General features: G+C 66.3%; 19 protein-coding genes. 6 read left to right on the top strand and 13 right to left on the bottom strand.

Translation table 11 applies throughout. The features are described 5' to 3' along the window. Window position 1: 1 nt before the first annotated feature. Window positions 2-226, bottom strand: coding sequence for a YdcH family protein (locus BMW90_RS09070; protein ID WP_048532827.1), 225 nt, complete (start codon window positions 224-226; stop codon window positions 2-4). A gap of 157 nt (window positions 227-383) precedes the next feature. Here BMW90_RS09070 and BMW90_RS09065 point away from each other — a divergent pair, with 157 nt between their 5' ends. Together BMW90_RS09065 and BMW90_RS09060 are read left to right on the top strand one after the other, a co-directional pair. Then, window positions 384-797, top strand: a complete 414-nt coding sequence (locus BMW90_RS09065) for an Hsp20 family protein (RefSeq protein WP_048532828.1) — start codon at window positions 384-386, stop codon at window positions 795-797. A gap of 5 nt (window positions 798-802) precedes the next feature. Beyond that, on the top strand, window positions 803-1,030 hold the full coding sequence (locus BMW90_RS09060) for a DUF1150 family protein (protein WP_048532830.1): 228 nt from the start codon (window positions 803-805) through the stop codon (window positions 1,028-1,030). Window positions 1,031-1,136: 106 nt separating this feature from the next. Here the strand turns inward: BMW90_RS09060 and BMW90_RS09055 are convergent, their stop codons facing one another. Next, window positions 1,137-3,212, bottom strand: coding sequence for a bifunctional sulfate adenylyltransferase/adenylylsulfate kinase (locus BMW90_RS09055; protein ID WP_048532831.1), 2,076 nt, complete (start codon window positions 3,210-3,212; stop codon window positions 1,137-1,139). A 125-nt stretch (window positions 3,213-3,337) separates the two neighbouring features. Next, a complete protein-coding gene (locus BMW90_RS09050) occupies window positions 3,338-4,249 on the bottom strand; it encodes a LysR substrate-binding domain-containing protein (RefSeq protein WP_074836200.1) in 912 nt (303 codons plus the stop codon). Between the two features lie 109 nt (window positions 4,250-4,358). Here BMW90_RS09050 and BMW90_RS09045 point away from each other — a divergent pair, with 109 nt between their 5' ends. Next, the gene (locus BMW90_RS09045) at window positions 4,359-4,892 is read left to right on the top strand and encodes a DUF6647 family protein (protein WP_074836199.1); all 534 of its coding nucleotides are present in this window, start codon (window positions 4,359-4,361) and stop codon (window positions 4,890-4,892) included. 78 nt (window positions 4,893-4,970) lie between these two features. Here BMW90_RS09045 and trxB read toward each other — a convergent pair whose 3' ends face one another. Continuing rightward, window positions 4,971-5,975, bottom strand: a complete 1,005-nt coding sequence (gene trxB, locus BMW90_RS09040; RefSeq protein ID WP_074836197.1) for a thioredoxin-disulfide reductase — start codon at window positions 5,973-5,975, stop codon at window positions 4,971-4,973. 201 nt (window positions 5,976-6,176) lie between these two features. On the opposite strand from trxB, the gene BMW90_RS09035 reads away from it, so the two are divergent. Continuing rightward, window positions 6,177-6,677 (top strand): Lrp/AsnC family transcriptional regulator, encoded by a 501-nt coding sequence (locus BMW90_RS09035; RefSeq protein ID WP_048532836.1) that lies wholly within the window; start codon window positions 6,177-6,179, stop codon window positions 6,675-6,677. A gap of 13 nt (window positions 6,678-6,690) precedes the next feature. Here the strand turns inward: BMW90_RS09035 and BMW90_RS09030 are convergent, their stop codons facing one another. Beyond that, the gene (locus tag BMW90_RS09030) at window positions 6,691-8,304 is read right to left on the bottom strand and encodes a hypothetical protein (RefSeq protein ID WP_074836196.1); all 1,614 of its coding nucleotides are present in this window, start codon (window positions 8,302-8,304) and stop codon (window positions 6,691-6,693) included. Between the two features lie 138 nt (window positions 8,305-8,442). On the opposite strand from BMW90_RS09030, the gene BMW90_RS09025 reads away from it, so the two are divergent. Further along, on the top strand, window positions 8,443-8,661 hold the full coding sequence (locus BMW90_RS09025; protein ID WP_139211291.1) for a DUF1127 domain-containing protein: 219 nt from the start codon (window positions 8,443-8,445) through the stop codon (window positions 8,659-8,661). Between the two features lie 15 nt (window positions 8,662-8,676). Here the strand turns inward: BMW90_RS09025 and BMW90_RS09020 are convergent, their stop codons facing one another. The 6 genes from BMW90_RS09020 to idi form a co-directional block, all read right to left on the bottom strand. Then, entirely contained in the window at window positions 8,677-9,324 is a 648-nt protein-coding gene (locus tag BMW90_RS09020; protein WP_074836193.1) for a pseudouridine synthase, read from the bottom strand. A 48-nt stretch (window positions 9,325-9,372) separates the two neighbouring features. Then, on the bottom strand, window positions 9,373-10,290 hold the full coding sequence (rarD, locus tag BMW90_RS09015) for an EamA family transporter RarD (RefSeq protein WP_074836191.1): 918 nt from the start codon (window positions 10,288-10,290) through the stop codon (window positions 9,373-9,375). A 261-nt stretch (window positions 10,291-10,551) separates the two neighbouring features. Further along, a complete protein-coding gene (gene kdsA, locus BMW90_RS09010; RefSeq protein ID WP_074836189.1) occupies window positions 10,552-11,382 on the bottom strand; it encodes a 3-deoxy-8-phosphooctulonate synthase in 831 nt (276 codons plus the stop codon). After that, on the bottom strand, window positions 11,379-12,170 hold the full coding sequence (locus BMW90_RS09005) for a 3-deoxy-manno-octulosonate cytidylyltransferase (protein WP_048532842.1): 792 nt from the start codon (window positions 12,168-12,170) through the stop codon (window positions 11,379-11,381). Before BMW90_RS09005 ends, kdsA begins: the two co-directional genes overlap by 4 nt. Continuing rightward, window positions 12,167-13,138 (bottom strand): KpsF/GutQ family sugar-phosphate isomerase, encoded by a 972-nt coding sequence (locus tag BMW90_RS09000; RefSeq protein ID WP_074836188.1) that lies wholly within the window; start codon window positions 13,136-13,138, stop codon window positions 12,167-12,169. The genes BMW90_RS09005 and BMW90_RS09000 overlap by 4 nt, the downstream gene beginning before the upstream one ends. Before the next feature lie 71 nt (window positions 13,139-13,209). Continuing rightward, on the bottom strand, window positions 13,210-13,740 hold the full coding sequence (idi, locus tag BMW90_RS08995; RefSeq protein ID WP_048532844.1) for an isopentenyl-diphosphate Delta-isomerase: 531 nt from the start codon (window positions 13,738-13,740) through the stop codon (window positions 13,210-13,212). Between the two features lie 193 nt (window positions 13,741-13,933). Here idi and BMW90_RS08990 point away from each other — a divergent pair, with 193 nt between their 5' ends. Beyond that, window positions 13,934-14,404: a c-type cytochrome gene (locus BMW90_RS08990; protein WP_074836186.1), complete on the top strand. Its 471-nt coding sequence runs from the start codon at window positions 13,934-13,936 to the stop codon at window positions 14,402-14,404. Window positions 14,405-14,522: 118 nt separating this feature from the next. On the opposite strand, the gene BMW90_RS08985 is transcribed toward BMW90_RS08990, so the two are convergent. Together BMW90_RS08985 and BMW90_RS08980 are read right to left on the bottom strand one after the other, a co-directional pair. Continuing rightward, window positions 14,523-15,893, bottom strand: coding sequence for an aspartate aminotransferase family protein (locus BMW90_RS08985; RefSeq protein WP_048532846.1), 1,371 nt, complete (start codon window positions 15,891-15,893; stop codon window positions 14,523-14,525). 216 nt (window positions 15,894-16,109) lie between these two features. Continuing rightward, on the bottom strand, window positions 16,110-17,723 hold the full coding sequence (locus tag BMW90_RS08980) for a tetratricopeptide repeat protein (RefSeq protein WP_074836185.1): 1,614 nt from the start codon (window positions 17,721-17,723) through the stop codon (window positions 16,110-16,112). Window positions 17,724-17,894: the final 171 nt, after the last annotated feature.

Here is a 17,894-nt window from a genome sequence, read left to right as displayed (position 1 = left end):
ATCAGGCGATGATGTCGGGCAGCAGCCGGTCCTCGATCTGGGCGATCTTGTCCTTCAGCATCAGCTTTTTCTTCTTCAGCCGCTGAATGGTCAGCGCATCGGCGCGGCCCTCGGCCTGAAGCGCATCGATCGCCTGGTCGAGATCGCGGTGCTCGCGTTTGAAGACCTCGAGTTCAACGCGCAAGACCTCGTCGGTCTTCATCGCCAGTTCGGTCTGCATGTTCATCCGGGTATTCTCCATCGCGGGCAGGTGTTCAGGATACTGTGTTCAAAGGCTTTTGGCAAAGGCCTTGCAGCCCACCGGATGCCACACCATATTCGTTGTGAACCGGTTGCCGCTGACGGGGCCGGTCAAGAGATGTCGCTTTGCCAAAGGACGTGTCATGACAAAACTGACCCTGGGCTCCTACCCCCATATGCTGGGGTTCGAGCAGCTGGAGCGCCTGCTGGAACGCACGGCGAAGACCGGCAACGAAGGCTATCCGCCTTTCAATATCGAACAGACCTCCGATCATTCGTATCGCATCACTCTGGCCGTGGCCGGATTTGCCGAGGGCGATCTCTCGATCACCGTCGAGGACCGACAACTGGTGATCCGCGGCCGCCAGCGCGACGACGGCAGCGAACGTGTCTTTCTCCATCGCGGCATCGCGGCGCGGCAGTTCCAGCGCAGCTTCGTGCTGGCCGATGGTGTCGAGGTGGGCGAAGCGGTGATGGAAAACGGGTTGCTGCATGTCGATCTGACGATGCAACGCCCAGAAACCGTGGTGCAGACGATCAATATCAGGAAAGGGTGAATGTCATGAACACGAATTATGATTTCGGCCAGACGGTGCCGCTCAATATCGTCTATGTGAAACCGGTGGCGGTCGCCGACCTTCCCGAGGAAATCCGCGATCAGGCGCATGGCGCCGAAACGCTTTACGCCGTCCACCGCGAGGATGGCGAGCAGCTGGCCCTCGTGGCCGACCGCAAGCTGGCCTTCGTTCTGGCGCGGCAGCACGACATGGCGCCGGTCGCGGTCCACTAGGCCGCCCTCCCCGCCGTACCGAGCCGGGCGGACACACTCCGTATGACAGGCAAAAGGCCGCGGGATCACCCGCGGCCTTTGTCGTTTTGCGTGGCTTTTGCCGCGATCAGCCGGCGATCAGCCCCATGCTCTCGAGCTTCAGGATCACCTGATGCGCGCAGTTGTCGACCTCGACATTCTCGGTCTCGACGCTCAGTTCAGGATCCGCCGGCACGTCGTAGGGATCGGAGATGCCGGTGAATTCCTTGATCTTACCTTCCCGCGCCAGCTTGTAGAGCCCTTTGCGGTCACGCCGCTCGCATTCCTCGAGCGAGGTGGCCACATGCACCTCGATGAAGGCGCCGAATTGCTCCACGTCCTCGCGCACGGCACGGCGGGTGGTGGCATAAGGCGCGATCGGCGCGCAGATGGCGATACCGCCGTTCTTGGTGATCTCGCTGGCGACATAACCGATGCGGCGGATGTTGAGGTCGCGGTGCTCCTTCGAGAAGCCCAGCTCGGAGCTGAGGTTCTTGCGCACGATGTCGCCGTCGAGCAGCGTCACCGGGCGGCCGCCCATTTCCATCAGCTTCACCATCAGCGCGTTGGCAATGGTCGATTTGCCGGAGCCTGAGAGACCGGTAAAGAACACGGTGAAGCCCTGTTTGGCCCGCGGCGGACGGGTGCGGCGCAGCTCGGCCACCACCTCGGGGAACGAGAACCATTCGGGGATCTCCAGCCCCTCTTGCAGACGCCGGCGCAGCTCGGTGCCCGAGATGTTGAGGATGGTGACATTGTCGCGATCCTCGATCTCGTCGGCGGGCTCATATTGCGCGCGCTCCTGCACATAGACCATGTGCTTGAAATCGACCATCTCGACGCCGATCTCGCTCTGGTACTCGCGGAACAGATCCTGCGCATCATAAGGCCCGTAGAAATCCTCGCCCTGGGAATTCTTGCCGGGGCCGGCGTGGTCGCGGCCGACAATGAAATGGGTGCAGCCGTGGTTGGCGCGGATCAGCCCGTGCCAGACCGCCTCGCGCGGGCCGCCCATGCGCATCGCCAGGTTCAGCAGCGACATGTTGGTGGTCGACTGCGGATACTTGTCCAGCACCGCCTCGTAGCAGCGCACGCGGGTGAAGTGATCGACGTCGCCCGGCTTGGTCATGCCGACAACCGGATGGATCAGCAGGTTGGCCTGGGCTTCCTTGGCCGCGCGGAAGGTCAGCTCCTGGTGGGCGCGGTGCAGCGGGTTGCGGGTCTGGAAGGCCACGACCTTGCGCCAGCCCAGCTTGCGGAACAGGGCGCGCAGCTCGTTCGGCGTGTCGCGGCGGCCGCGGAAATCATAATGCACGGGTTGCTGGATACCGGTCACCGGCCCGCCGAGATAGACCTTGCCGGCGGTGTTGTGCAGGTAGTTGACCGCCGGGTGGGCCGCATCATCGGCGCCAAACACCTTTTCCGCCTCGCGCGATTTGTCGGGGGTCCAGCGGTCGGTCACGGTCATGGTGCCGAGGATCACGCCTTCCTGATCGCGCAGCGCGATGTCCTGGCCGATCTCGAGCGAGGCGGCGAATTCCTCGGAAACGTCGAGCGTGATCGGCATCGGCCAGAGCGACCCGTCGGCCAGGCGCATGTTCTCGACAACGCCGTTGTAGTCCTCTTCCGACAGAAACCCCTTGAGCGGGTTGAAACCGCCGTTCATCAGAAGTTCCAGATCACAGATCTGGCGCGGGCTGAGATCGTGGCTGACCAGATTGCCGGCCTCCACCTTCAGCTTCTGGGCGCTCTCGTAAGAGACATAGAGTTCCGAAATCGGAGCCAGGTTGTTCTGCATCAATTCAGTCCTGTGTTTGATGGGGACGAGACCGCTGGCGGTGCCCGTCAGTTCGGCATGAAGCGCTTCGTATTCCGCCAGCTTGCGGGCGAGGAAACTCTCGGTCAGCCGGTTCTTTTCCGCTGCCCCGCGCGGGGTCAGCACATAGGCGAACCGCTGGCGCCGGTCGGGCCCCGAACGTTCGCTGATCTTGATGAACCCGGCCGCCTCGGCAGATTTGAGCCGCGTGTTCAGCGTGCCCAGCGACAGGCCCAGCGCCTCGGCGATCGACCGCTGCGACGCCTCCGGCGCCAGATCGAGCTGGCGCAGGAGACGAAAGACATTGCCGTCCTCATCGGTGATCGGTTTGGCTTTGGGCGGGGCCATGGGAGCGACTCAAAGTATGTTCAACGCTGAACACATCGCACAAGTCGCCGCCCCAGGAAAGCCCGAAGCGGCGGCGCAGGCACGCCGTTGCCGAAATGCCGCTTTGCAGCAGCCGCATGACGCGCTCAGGCCAGCGCCGAAGCCACCCGCACCCCGACCTGCTCGCGCGCGACCTCGGCGAAGATCCAGTCGCGAAAGGCGCGGATCATCGGATCGCCGGCCCGCCCCTCGGGATAGGCCAGGGAATAGATTACCATCGGCAGGGTCACCGCCTCGAACAGCCGCACCAGCCGCCCGGATGCCAGCGTGGCCCGCACCACCGCATCATAGGCCAGCGACACCCCCTGCCCTCGCTCGGCCGCGGTGGTTGCCAGCTCGCAATTGGGAAAGACCGGGCCCTGCGGCAGTGCGGCCGGCGTCACGCCAGCGGCCTGGAACCATTCGCCCCAGGCATCGTCGGTCTCGTCGTACATCAGCCGCAGGCGCAGAAGGTCACCGGGCCGGTGCACGGCGGCCCGGTGTTTCAACTCGGGGCTTATCACCGGGTAGCGGCTCGATTCCATCAGGGGCTCGGTAGATACGCCCGCCGTCGGCGTCACCGACCACTGGATCACCACATCGCTGTCATTGCCGGCGAAATCGGTCGATGGCGCGCCGCTCGAGACCCGAAGCCGCACCCGGTCACCAAATTCCAGCCGGTCCAGCCGCGGCACCAGCCAGCGCGCCGCAAAGCCCGGCGTGCAGAGAACCCGGAAAGGCCGCGCCCCGGCCTGGCTGACCGCGCGGGTGCTTTCGTCGAGCTGGTCGAGCAAGCCGGTCAGCTTGCCGGCGTAGCCGCGCCCGGTCAGCGTCAGCTCGAGCCGGTTGCCGTCCCGCTCGAACAACGCGGTGTCGAGATATTGCTCGAGCGCGCGGATCTGATGGCTGATCGCCGACGGCGAGAGGCACAGCTCCTCGGCGGCGCGTTTGAAGCTGCGGTGGCGCGCGGCGGCTTCGAAAGCCCGCACCGCGGCGAAAGGCGGCAAATGTCGGCCCATGGCAGATGAATTCCCTTCATCCGGGGATGAAAAAACGTCTTTTGCGGCATCCCTCGCCCCCAGCGTATCATCAAAGCACAGCCTGACAAAACAAGATGCGGAGGACGTGATGACCTTCCCTTTCCGGGCCAGCCTTGCGCTGGCACGCACAGGCGCCCTATGCCTGATCCTGTCCCTCTTGCCCGCTGCTGCCGAACCGGCCGATCCGCTGGCCTGGCGCACCGCGCCGACGCTGGTCGAACTCGTGGCCCATCTCGACGATTGGCTCGACCGCCGCTCCGATCTGCCGCGCCGTGCCCAGCCGCCCGCCGTGCGGCTTGTCAGCGCCGCCCGGGCCGCCGCGCTGGACGGGCTGTCCTCGCGGCACGCCGCCCTGCGCGGGCTCTACGATGCCGAGGCGCAGGTGATCTGGCTGATCCGCCCCTGGTCGCCGCGCGATCCCTTTGACGTCAGCACGCTGTTGCATGAGTTGGCGCACCACCGACAGGCCGAGGCGCGGCACTGGTATTGCCCCGGCGCGCAGGAACTGCCCGCCTATCGGCTGCAACAGGCCTGGCTGAACGAGTTGGGCCTCGAGCCCGAGGTCAACTGGATCGCGGTGGTGCTGGAATCGGGATGCACGCCGCGCGACATCCACCCCTAGGCGCCGCGTCGACCGCCGCGGGGGGATGGCGGCGTGCCCATCACCCCCGGGGGTGCACCGGGCGGGTAGGACCCCGGCTCAAGCCGGGGTTTCGGCGCCGTAGCCCAGCGGTTCGGTCACCGCCTCGGGGCTGCGCTCGGCTTCGCCGTGCTCGGCCAGGAACTTCTCGGCATCGAGTGCCGCCATACAGCCCATTCCGGCCGAGGTCACCGCCTGGCGATAGATGTGGTCAGTCAGATCTCCGGCGGCAAAGATGCCCGGCACCGAAGAGCGGGTGCTGCCCGGCTCGACCTTAACGTATCCGCCGTTGTGCAGCTCCAGCGTGTCTTTCACCAGTTCGGTCGCCGGCGCATGGCCGATGGCGATAAAGACGCCCTTGCAGGGGATTTCGGTGATCTCGCCGGTCTTGACGTGCTTTACCCGCACGCCCTCGACGCCCTTGGGCATGTCATTGCCAAAGACCTCATCCAGCTCATGGAACCACAGCGGCTCGATCTTGGGGTGTTTCAACAGCCGTTCCTGAAGGATCTTCTCGGCGCGCAGCTCGTCGCGGCGGTGCACCAGCGTGACCTTGGATGCGAAATTGGTCAGGAACAGCGCCTCTTCGACAGCGGTGTTGCCGCCGCCGACCACGACGATCTCTTGCCCGCGATAGAAGAAACCGTCGCAGGTGGCACAGGCCGAGACGCCAAAGCCCTTGAAGGCCTCTTCGCTGTCCAGCCCCAGCCATTTCGCCCGCGCCCCGGTGGCCAGGATCACCGCGTCGGCGGTGTAGGTGGTGCCGCTGTCCCCCTTGGCCACGAACGGCCGCTTGGAGGTATCGAGCGACGTGATGATGTCGCCGATGATCTCGGTGCCCATCGCCTTGGCATGGGCCTCCATCCGCACCATCAGATCGGGGCCCTGCACTTCGGTGTCGCCGGGCCAGTTCTCGACCTCGGTGGTGGTGGTCAGCTGGCCGCCCGGCTCGATTCCCTGCACGAGGATCGGGCTCAGCATGGCGCGGCTGGCATAGACCCCGGCGGTATAGCCCGCGGGGCCGGACCCGATGATCAGAACTTTGGTGTGGCGTGTCTCACCCATGTTGTGCCCCTTTGGCTTGCGCTTGCATGTCAGAGGCCGCATATAGCGATCCCGTCGCCCGACGAAAAGACCATGCAGGGCCGCTATGCGCCCTGACACCGGCCAGACCGGCGCGGCAAAAACAATCTTGCGCAAGAGCGAAACATTATTGCGTCGCCTGACAGGGCTGGTATAACAAACGCAATTTCGGCGGAGGGATACATGCCGGGAACTCGACTAGACCCGATAGATCGCAAAATCCTGGCCGAGCTTCAGGCCGACGGGCGGATGACCAATGTCGAGCTGGCCCGCCGGGTCGGCATTTCGGCCCCGCCCTGCCTGCGCCGGGTGCGCACGCTCGAAGAGCAGGGATTCATACGCGGCTACCATGCCGATATCGACGCCCGCGAGCTGGGATTCGAGGTGCAGGTCTTTGCCATGGTCGGTCTGGTGAGCCAGGCCGAGGCCGATCTTTCGGCCTTCGAGGACCGCTGCCGCGCCTGGCCGCTGGTGCGCGAGTGCCACATGCTGAATGGCGAGGTGGATTTCATCCTGAAATGCGTGGCGCCCGATCTGTCGAGCTTTCAGAGCTTTCTGACCGGCGAACTGCTGACCGCGCCCAATGTCGCCTCGGTCAAGACCTCGCTGGTGATCCGCGGCGCCAAGGACGAGCCCGGCGTGCCCTTCGACGTGCTGGAAGCGCGGCTGAGCAAGAGCGCCTGATCCGGCCCGCGACTCAGCCGTCCTGCCGCCACAATTCCTGAAGCGCCTTGTAATAGGCCGGGTCGTGCTGCCATTTCGGCATCAGGTTGCGCGCCATCTCGAAGGTGATGTCGGGATAGGCGGCCCGCCATTTCCGCGCCGCCGCCATTGCCGCATCCTTGTTGCCGGCCAGCCAATGGGTCCCAAAGAGCATCCGGTAGGCCCAGGTCACCCCAGTCCCTTCGCGCAGCCCCTGTTCACAAAGCGCCACCGATTCGTCGAACCGCCGCATCGCCCGCAGCGCGGCCGAGCGGCCGAACAGCCCGTTGAAGCGGAAGGGATCGAGCGGGCTGAGCTGATCGTAGCGATCAAAGGCCGCCATGCCGGTGTCGAACTCTCCGACATAAACCGCCGTCCAGCCCAGCCGTAGCCAGCCCCAGGCGTTGTTCGGATCAAGCAGCAACGCCCGGTCGACCAGGCTCCGCGCCCGGGCGAAATCGTTGAGCGCCAGCCCGCAGGCCGCCGATAGCGCCACCAGCGCGCCGGGATCGTCCTGCACCATCGGCGCCGCCCGGGACACGAGCGTCCGGGCCGCCGCCTGATGCGGTGCGCCGTCGGTTGTCCACGTGTAACAGCAGTGATGTGCATGGCACCACGCCTTGTAGGCCATCGCCGGCGCGAAATCCGGCTGATGCAGCAACGCCTGATCCAGCAGCGCGATGGCCCGTTCGTTCTCTTCGCCGCGATGCGCCCAGAAATGCGGCAGCGCGGTCAGCATCAGCTCATAGGCGGTCCGGTCCTGCGGCGGCCGGGCGCGGGCGCGGGCGATCTCGGCGGCGCGCAGGTTGGGTAGGATCTGCCCCGCCACCTGGGCCGCGATCCGGTCGAGCAGGTCGAACAGATCGTCCAGCCGATCATCGAAGCGCGCGGTCCAGAGCGTATGCCCGTCGTGGCCCCGCACCAGCTGCACCGAAATCCGCAGCCGTTCGCCCGCGCGGCGCACCGACCCCTCGACGATGTAATCCGCCTTCAGTCGCGCCGCCGCCTCGGGCACCGAAAGCCCCGGATCGCCCAGCGCAAAAGCCGATTGCCGGGCAATGACGCGGAACTCCTTGCACCGGCTGAGCGCGCTGGTGATCTCGTCGACCACACCGTCGGCGAACATGTCCCGCGCGGCGGCGCCAAATTCCTCGAACGGCAGCACCGCAAGCGTCGGCCGCTCGCCCCGCGCCGCAGCGCTGGTCTCGGCGGGCGCATCTGCTGCGCGCCCCGCCCGTGCCTGCCGCAGCCAGTCCTCGAAACCTTCCGAAGCCAGATCGAACCCCTCGAGCAGATCGCCGGCGCCGCCCTCGTCAACCTGCACCGCGCCGGCATCGAGCCAGACCGCCTGGCGATCCGCCGCCAGAATCGCCTCCGGCACGGCCCGTTTCAGCACCGAAAGCTCCTGTCGCAGCGAGGCGCGCGACTGTTCTTCCGACCGGTCGCTCCAGAGCAGCTCGGCCAGATACCCCCGTTCGGCCCGCATCCCCGGCTGCAACGCCAGACAGACCAGCATCGCCTGCCCCCGCCGCGTCAGGCCGGCCAGCGGCCGGCCGTCGCCGGTGGCGATCCGCAAGGGGCCGCGCAGATGGATCACGAGATCGGGCATTTCGGCTGTCAGGCTCCTCTCACCGCCGATTTTACGGTGTATCCGGCTCATTTTACGAAAGTCTTGCACGCGGGGGCGGCCTTTGCACCCGGCTTTTTGCGCTGCTTTTGCAGGCGGCTGTCAGTCTGAGGTCATCCAATGTCATACCTCGAAAGGAGCCCGACCATGCTGACCCATCGCAGCCTCCCCCGCCCGCTTCACCGCCCCGCCACCCGCTCGATCCTGGCCCGCGTCCTGGGCTGGCTGATCGCCGCCGACGGTGCCTATCGCCAACGCCAGCAGATGCGCCGCCTGAGCGACGCGGCACTGCGCGACATGGGGCTCACCCGCCGCGACGCCGATACCGGCGGCCACTGAAACCGGCCGGCGCCCTCAGAACGGCGCCACCGCCCGGAACTTCACCCCCTCGCCGCCATCGGGATGGCGGAACCGCAGCTCCTCGGAGTGCAGCATCAGCCGAGGATAGGCCCGCGCCGCGCCGCTGGCATAAAGCGGATCACCGAGGATCACATGCCCCAGCGCCAGGGCATGCACCCGCAACTGGTGGCTGCGCCCGGTCTTGGGCATGAAGCGCACGCGGGTCTCGTCGGCCTTGTAGGATTGGACCCGCCAATCGGTCTGCGCCGCCCGGCCGGTCTCGTGACAGACCTTTTGCAACGGCCGGTTCTCCCGGTCGACGATCAGCGGCAGATCGACGGTGCCGGTGCGCGGCTCCAGCCGGCCCCAGAGCCGCGCGACGTAGGTTTTCCTGACGCCGCGCTTCTCGAATTGCAGACCAAGGTGGCGCTGGGCATGCGGCGTCAGGCCAAAGACCATCACGCCGGATGTGTCGCGGTCCAGCCGGTGCACCAGCAGCGCCGTCGGAAAGGCCTCCTGCACCCGGGCGATCAGGCAATCGGCCAGATGCGGCCCCTTGCCCGGCACCGACAGGAGGCCGGCGGGCTTGTTGACGATGAGGATCTCGTGATCTTCGTGCAGCACGTCGAGCGGCGTGTCGGGGGGCTGATAGCTGTCATCCATGCGCCGAGGGTGTGGCAAATGCGCGGCGCCGCCGCAAGGGTCCACGGGTCAGGCGCCCAGCCGCCGCATGCCGCGCAGCATTGCCACCGAATAGATCACCAACGCCGCCCAGATCATCGGAAAGGCGATCATCCGAGCCTGGCCGAAGGGCTCCTTGAAAACCAGCACCGCGCAGAGAAAGATCATCGTCGGCGCGATATATTGCAGCACGCCGATGGTCGAAAGCCGCAGCCCCTTGGCGCCATTGGCATAAAACAGGAGCGGCACGGCGGTGACGACACCACAGCCCAGAAGCAGCCAGGTGTCCAGCGTCAGGCTGGTGGTGAAATGCGATTGTCCGGTCGCGACCGTCCAGGCGATGTAACCCAGCGCCGGCGGCGTCAGGATCAGCACCTCGAGCAGGAACCCCTGGTTGGGGCCGATCGGCAACTGCTTCTTGGCCAGGGCATAAAATCCCCAGGACAGCATCAGCCCGACCGCCGCCCAGGGCAGCCGCCCGGCATCCAGCGCCAGAACCAGCACCGCCGCCGCCGCCAGGGCGATGGCGGCGATCTGCGCCCGGCTCAGCCGTTCACCCAGCAGGACCGCGCCGAGAAAGACCGAGAACAGCGGGTTGATGTAGTACCCCAGCGCCGCGTCGAGCGCACGATCGTTGGCAATCGCCCAGACGTAGATGCCCCAGTTGATCGACACCAGCGCCGCCGTCACGCAGCCCATCGCCAGCATCCGCGGGTTGCGCAGCGCCTCGCGCAGGGTGGCCGTCCGCCCCAGTGCCACCAGCACCACCGCCGCGATCGGCACCGACCAGATCACCCGGTGCGCCACCACCTCGGCCGGCGGAATATGCGCCAGCAGCTTCATGTAAAGCGGCAGAAAGCCCCAGATGACATAGGCCGAGACGGCAAAGGCCAGGCCCTGCGCGGTATCTTCGTTGGTCTTGGGCTTGAGAGCTTCGGCAGGGCGCATCTGGCGGATCCTTCTGCAAGGCGACCGGATCCTGTTGCCAGAACCGCGCGACAAAGGCGACCCGGAAAATGCGCTCTCTATTGCGGGACCGGGGGCAGAGGGTCGCGCAGCACGCCCCGGCCTCGCGCCGGGGCCTCTCAGCCCCAAGAGAACCCGCCCGCAAGCGGCCCGGGCTGCGGCGCAATCCCCGCGCCCCGGACCTGTTCCGGGGCCTCACGGTTTGCGGCGCGAGGTCCCGGCGCGGGGCCGGGACGCGGGGGCTCAGAGCCCCTTGGACAGCCGGTCGAAAGCCACCAGCCGGTCGATCAGCGCGCGCATCTGATCCACCGGGATCATGTTCGGCCCGTCCGACGGCGCATCGTCCGGATCCTCGTGCGTCTCGATGAAGAGCGCCGCCACACCCACCGCGACCGCCGCCCGGGCCAGCACCGGAGCGAACTCGCGTTGGCCGCCCGAGGTGGTGCCCTGCCCGCCGGGCTGCTGCACCGAATGGGTCGCGTCGAAGACCACCGGATAGCCGGTCTTGGCCATGGTCGGCAGGCCACGGAAATCGCTCACCAGAGTGTTGTAGCCGAAGGAGGTGCCGCGATCGCAGAGCATGATGCGCTGATTGCCGGTCGAAGCGATTTTTTCGGCGACATTGCCCATGTCCCACGGCGCCAGGAACTGGCCTTTCTTGACGTTGATCGCGGCACCGGTCTCGCCCGCCGCCAAGAGCAGATCGGTCTGCCGGCAGAGAAAGGCGGGGATTTGCAGCACGTCGACCGCCTCGGCCGCCGGGGCGCAATGGCTCTCGGAATGCACGTCGGTCAGCATCGGGCAGCCGAATTCCTCGCGGATCTTCGACAGGATGGTCAGGCCTTCGTCCATCCCCAGGCCCCGCTGGGTCGAGATCGAGGACCGGTTGGCCTTGTCGTAGCTGGCCTTGAAGATGAACCGGGTGCCGCTTGGCGCGCAGGCCTCGGCGATCTTCTCGGCCATCATCCGGGCATGGTCGTGGCTTTCGAGCTGGCAGGGCCCGGTGATCAGCGCCAGGGGATCCTGCGCACTGATGGCGATCTCGCCGATGGTGACGGTTCTGGTCTCTGTCATTGCTCTTTCAACACCTTCTCGATCCGCGCCACATCGGCGGGGTTGTTCAGCTCCCAGAACATCCGGCCCCGCGATTCGACCACCACGCAGCGCACCGGCACGCCGTGCACCAGGAAGCGCAGCTGCTCCAGCCCCTCCAGCGTCTCGAGCCGGCTCACACCCCAGAAGGTGTAAGACCGCAGCGCCTCGGGCCGGTAGGCATAGACGCCGACATGGTGATAGACCGGAATGTCGCGCTCGGGCACCTTGGCCGGGTCGATATAGGGCACGATCTCCTTGGAGAAATAGAGCGCCCGGTGATCTTCGCCAAATACCGCCGTGGTGCCTCCGACCCGGCCGTTCTGGCGGTCTTCGACAAACATGTCATAGGTCGCCGGATCGCATTGCAGCACCGGCGTGGCCATCTGCGCGCCGGGATCAGCCTTCATCGCAGCGATCAGCTCTTCCACGAACCAGGGCGGCGTCAGCGGCGCGTCGCCCTGGAAATTCACCACCAGATCGGCCGAGATCGCGCCATTGGCCAGCGCCTCGGCGCAGCGGGCGGTGCCGTTTTCGGCCTCGGGCGAGGTCATGATCACCGAGGCGCCAAAACCCTCCGAGGCCTCGCGGATGCGGTCGTCATCGGTGACCACATGCACCTCGTCGACGCCGGCGATCTGGCGCGCGGCCTCCCAGGACATCTGGATCAGGCTTTTCCTGCTGCCGTCCTTCTGTGTCAGCTCGGCCAGCGGCTTGCCGGGATAGCGCGCCGAGGCATAGCGGGCGGGGATCAGGATAACGGTTTTCATGCAACACCTGCGCGCAGAACATCGTGGATATGGAGAATGCCGACCGGGCGGCTGTCGTCATCGACAACCATCAGCGCACCGATCTTGCGCTCGTTGAGCAGTGCCAGCGCCTGGGCGGCAAAGACATCCGGCGTCACCGTCACCGGGTTGCGGCTGGCCAGTTCGCCGGCAGTCATCTTCATCAGCCCGGCCATGTTGCGCCGCAGGTCGCCGTCCGAGATCACCCCCACCAGCCGGCCGTCGTCGACCACAGCCGCGATGCCAAAGCTTTTCGAGGTCATGGTGATCAGCACATCCGCCATCGCCATGTCGGCGGGCACCAGCGGCAGCATCTCCGGCCCGTGCATCAGGTCTTCCACCCGACTGAGCTGGGCGCCGAGCTTGCCGCCCGGATGGAACACCTGGAAATCCTCCGAGCCGAAGCCGCGCAGCTCCATCACCGCCACCGCCAGGGCATCGCCCAGCGCCAGGGTCAGCGTGGTCGAGGTGGTGGGAGCGAGGCCCATCGGGCAGGCCTCGGGGAGTTTCGGCAGGGTCAGCTTGAAATCGGCGGCCTGCATCAGCGTGCTGTTCGGGTTCGACGAAATCCCGATCATCGGGATCGAGAACCGCCGTGTGTGCAGCAGGATGTCGCGCAGCTCGGCGGTCTCGCCGGAATTGGAGATCAGCAGGCAAACGTCATGCCGGGTGATCATGCCGAGATCGCCGTGGCTCGCCTCGGAGGCATGCACGAAATAGGACGGCGTGCCGGTCGAGGCCAGGGTGGCCGAGATCTTGCGGCCGATGTGGCCCGACTTGCCGATGCCCGAGACGATCACCCGGCCCTCGAGCGCGGCCAGCAGCTGCGCCGCCGCCTCGAAATCCTCCGGCAGCGCCCGGCCGAGCGCCAGAAGCGCCTCCGCCTCGGTCTGCAACACCCGGCGCCCGGTCTCTGCCACCGCTGCGAAATCCGCCGCTTGTCTGGTCATGCTGCTGCCTTCATCGCTGTCTTTGCCCTCGGATACACCTTTGCCGGCGCAGGCGCCAGCCCGCCGGCCGCTCAGCCCGCCGGGCCGTGACCAAAGATCGCCGAGGCGTGATCGGCCATGTAGATGCGCATCCAGGGGGTGTAGATCTGCGGCATGGCGGCGATCTCGGCCACCAACTCGGCCCGCGTCACCCAGCGCACCGCCTGCACCTCGTCGGGGTTGGGAATGACCGGAAGGTCGCGGCTGGCCTCGACGGTGAAGATCTCCACCACCTCATGCTCGATCATGCCACCGCCGACATCGGCCCGGTATTCCGCCTGGTGCCGCCAGATCGGAGTGACGGCGGTGATGCCCAGTTCCTGCTCCAGCCGCCGCATGGCACAGGTCTCGGCCGCTTCGCCCCAGAGCGGATGGGTGCAGCAGGTGTTGGCCCAGAGCCCTGGCGTGTGGTATTTGCCCGCCGCGCGCTGCTGGATCAGCACTGCATCGCCGGCCAGCACGAAAACCGACACTGCCTTGTGCCGAAGCCCGCGTTCATGCGCCTCGAGCTTGCCAACGGGTGTAAGCTCTCCGTCAACCCAGGCGGGCACCATGTCTTCCATTATGCCCCTCCTGTCGGTGTCAAAGGCCCCCACGCCCCGGCCGGGGCGCGGCATCTTGTCCGACCGCCTACCCTTTCAGCGCCAAGGAAATCAAGGCTCTGGCGCCATGGCGGGCAGGATTTGCCAAAACGTCGCGCTTGACCTAATGGCCCCGAACCTATGTCCTGAAAGAATTGCTGAGGAGATTTGACCGATGAAGACCCTAGCCCTGACATCGCTTCTGGCTATGGCGCTTGCCATGCCCGCGATGGCCGACAGCCACGGCCCCGACCTAACCGCCACCGGCGATGCAGATGCCGGAGAACAGGCGTTCCGCAAGTGCCAGTCCTGCCACGTCGTCACCAACGACGCCGGCGAGGTGCTGGCCGGCAAGAAGGCCAAGACCGGCCCCAACCTCTATGGCGTCGTCGGCCGCACCGCCGGTACCGTCGAGGATTTTCGCTATGGCAAGGACATGATCGCCGCCGGCGAGGCCGGGCTGGTGTTTGACGAGGCGAGCTTCGTGGCATTCGTGATGGATCCGAAAGGCGCGGTTCAGGAAGTTACCGGCGACGGTTCCGCCCGTTCCAAGATGAGCTTCCGGGTGCGCAAGGAAGACGAGGCGAAAGACCTCTATGCCTTCCTCAAGAAGATCGGCCCCGATATGGGCGCGGATGGCAGCTGATCGGGCATCCGGGCGGCGCGCCAGCGGCTGACACCGGCGCCCGGAAAGAACCGGGCGTGTAACACGCGGCGGGGCAATCCCGCCGCGCTGACTTTGCCGGGCCACGCTCAGCCCGGGATCACCCCAGAACCAGGCTCACCGCCACGCGGGTCTTTTCCGCCACCTCATCGGCCTCGGCCGGGGTCAGGCAGAACGGCGGCGCAAAGCCCAGGATATCGCCCTGCGGCATCGCCCGGCCGATCACCCCCTGCTCCAACAGCGCGGCGGCGACCCGGGGGCCGACCTTTTCGGAAGCGTCAAAGAAGCCACGGCTGTCGCGGTCCTTGACGAATTCCACGGCGCACATCATGCCCTCGCCGCGCACGTCGCCGACATGGGCATGCCCGCCCAGCGCCTCGGCCATCACCTTGTTGAAATAGGCGCCGGTCTCGCCGGCGTTCTTGACCAGCCCGAGCGTGTCGATCAGCTTGAGGTTGGCCACCCCGGCTGCGGCTCCGATGGGATGGGCGGAATAGGTCCAGCCGTGGCCAATCGGGCCGTTCTCGTCGGTGCCCTGCTCCAGCACCTTCCACATCTTGTCGGACACGATCGAACCCGAGAGCGGAGCATAGGCCGAGGTCAGCCCCTTGGCGATGGTCATCAGGTCGGGCTTCAGCCCGTAGTGATCCGAGCCCATCATCGAGCCCAGACGGCCAAACCCGGTCACCACCTCGTCGGCCACCAGCAGGATGTCGTGCTTTTGCAGCACCTTCTGGATCGCCGGCCAATAGCCCTCCGGCGGCGGCACGATGCCCCCGGTGCCCAGCACCGGCTCGCCGATGAAGGCGGCGATGGTATCGGCGCCTTCGCGCGCGATCAGCGCTTCCAGCTCGGCGACGCAATGCGCCACGAACTCCGCCTCGCTCTGATCGAGATCGTCCCGGCGGAAGTAATAGGGCGCTTCGGTGTGGACCACCTGCGCCAGCGGCAGGTCGAATTTCTTGTGAAACAGCTCGAGCCCGGTGAGCGAGCCGGTCATCAGACCCGAACCGTGATAGCCGCGCCAGCGCGAGATGATCTTCTTCTTTTCGGGCCGGCCGAGAATGTTGTTGTAATACCAGATCAGCTTGACGTTGGTCTCGTTCGCATCCGAGCCAGACAGGCCGAAATAGACCTTGGACATGTGGTCGGGCGCGCGGTCGAGGATCATCTTGGCCAGGGTGATCGAGGCTTCGGTGCCATGGCCGACATAGGCATGGTAATAAGCCAGCTCATGCGCCTGATCCGAGATCGCCTCGGCGATCTCCTTGCGCCCGTAGCCGACATTGACGCAGTACAGCCCGGCAAAGGCATCGAGCAGGCGATTGCCGTCGCGATCCTCGATGTGACAGCCATCGCCGGTGGTCACCACACGATGTGCGACCTCGCCTCGCGCGAAATCGGCCAGATGGGTGGAGGGGTGAAAGAAATTCTCCCGGTCCCATTGTTCGAGCATGTCGTTTTTCAGCATGATCTTCCTTTCCGCAAGAGGCCGCGCCAGCCGCCCGTCCTGCTATTCTCCAAAACAATCCGCAGCCCCGTGGCCGCCCGCGCCTCGCAGCCGGGTGGAAATGCGGCCCGGCTTGCCCGCCGCGATCGCGTCGGGACTTGCGTGGTGCACCCGCAGAGATGCACCCGCATGAGCGGAGCGTTTCACGGCGGATCGGCGATTGCAAGACGGCTTGATTCAGCCGATCAGCTCGTCCTTGCGAAGCTGCGAGATCAGCCCGGCGCGGCGCAGCGTCGGCACCGGATAAGCCGGATCGTTGAGGAAACGGTCGAGGGTGAAATCAGGCTCCAGCGCCTGAATCTGGCGCATGTAGCGTTGCGCCCCCTTGATGTCGCCGGCGTGGGCGCACAGCACCACAAGCTGCCGCTTGGGGGTGATGAACCCGGGCGCGGCACGGCTGGCACGGGCGGCGGCAAGCCGCGCCTCGTCGAGCTTGCCGGCCGAAATGCAGATCAGCGTGTGAAACAGATCCCAGAGGTGGCTGAGATCATCGTCCGGCTCCGAGGCCCGCGCCGCGATCGACAGCCGGTAGGCTTCGGCCGGATTGCCCAGCGTGCTGTGCGCCAGCGCCAGCGTCTGCTGCGCGAACAGGTTGTACTGATTGAATTTCATCGCCTGCATCGCGAGATCGGCGGGGGCTTCGGGATCATGCTGCAACCCGATCCGGGTCAGCGCCACCAGCGAGATCGCCAGCGCATTGTCGGGCGCGCTTTCCAGCGCCTGGGTGATCAGCGCATCGGTCTCTTCGCGGTCGGCGGGGCCGCTGCCGTGTCCGGTCTCGAGCAGTTGCGCCATGCGGACATAGGCCTGCCAGGCGAGGTAGACACCATTGCCGTCAGCTTCATGGGCGCGGCGGAAAAACTGGTTCGCCTCTTGCAGCGAAACCTTGTCGAATTGCGCCAGCTTGCGCATGCCGAGGCTGCCATACCCGGCCGCGGCGGCTTCGGGCCGGTCGAGCGGCACCATGGCGGGCAACCGGTGCAGGATGCGCGCGGCGGCGGAATGGGCCAGCCCGGTGACGGTCTCGGCGCTGATCATCTCGGTCACCGGCCCGGCCATGCTGCGATAGTCCGAAAACATCACCCGCCCGTCGCTGCCGTTCTCCACCCGCAGGAAAGCCACCGCGCGGCCGCCGTCCTCGGCCACGTCGCAGCGCACCTCGATATCGGGAAGCAGGTCGGCCGGCATCTTGTCGCCCCAGGCAAAACGCACCACGGAGAAGCGCTCTTCGAGGCTCTTGGCGACCTGATCGGCGAGGATCTGGCCGGTGATGCGTTCCGCCGCCGGCCCTTCGCCGGCGGGCGCCGAGCGTACCACCAGCCCGACGCTGCCGCGCGGCCGGATGATCTGGGCCATCGACACCTCGGCGGGGGGCGCATGGCGGCGGATCAGATCGGCCTTCCACTTGGTAAATTCGGGGTCGCGGACGGTCAGCCCCTCGAGCATCTCGCGATCGGCCCGGGGCAATCCCCCCGCCGGATCGAGATCGGTGCGGATGCGTCCGGGCTCGAGCCAGACGTTCAGCCGGCTGGCCTCGAAGATCGTCTCGTCATCAGGCAGAGCGGCGCGAATCTGGCTCAGGGTCTGGCGCAGGCTGCCGCTGGCCTGGGTCTGCGAGCGATCGCTCCAGAGTTTGCCCTCGAGCCAGCGCCGCCCTCGCCGCATGTCCTGCGCCGCCGCCAGCAGCGCCAGAACCGCGCGCGCCTTGGATCCGCGCGGTGTGACATCGCGGCCGTCAGGCGCCTGCATCGAAAAGGTGCCAAAGAATCTGATTTCGTAAACGCCCGCCATCCGTCCGCCCCCATTTTGCGGTCTAGATGACTGTTGTTACACACTTCTGCCAAGAGGCCCACGCGCTTCAATCGTGAAAAAATCGTGAAATCGCACAACTTCCGGTCGCTGGCGAGGGCAGAATGTGATCCCTGCGTTGCTGCCCGCGCAATTTTGCGCGGCAGTTTCATC

The organism is Marinovum algicola (assembly GCF_900109145.1).
Taxonomy (GTDB): domain Bacteria; phylum Pseudomonadota; class Alphaproteobacteria; order Rhodobacterales; family Rhodobacteraceae; genus Marinovum; species Marinovum algicola.
The sequence above is the reverse complement of the archived record's forward strand: the minus strand, read 5'-3'. Positions and strand labels throughout refer to the sequence as shown.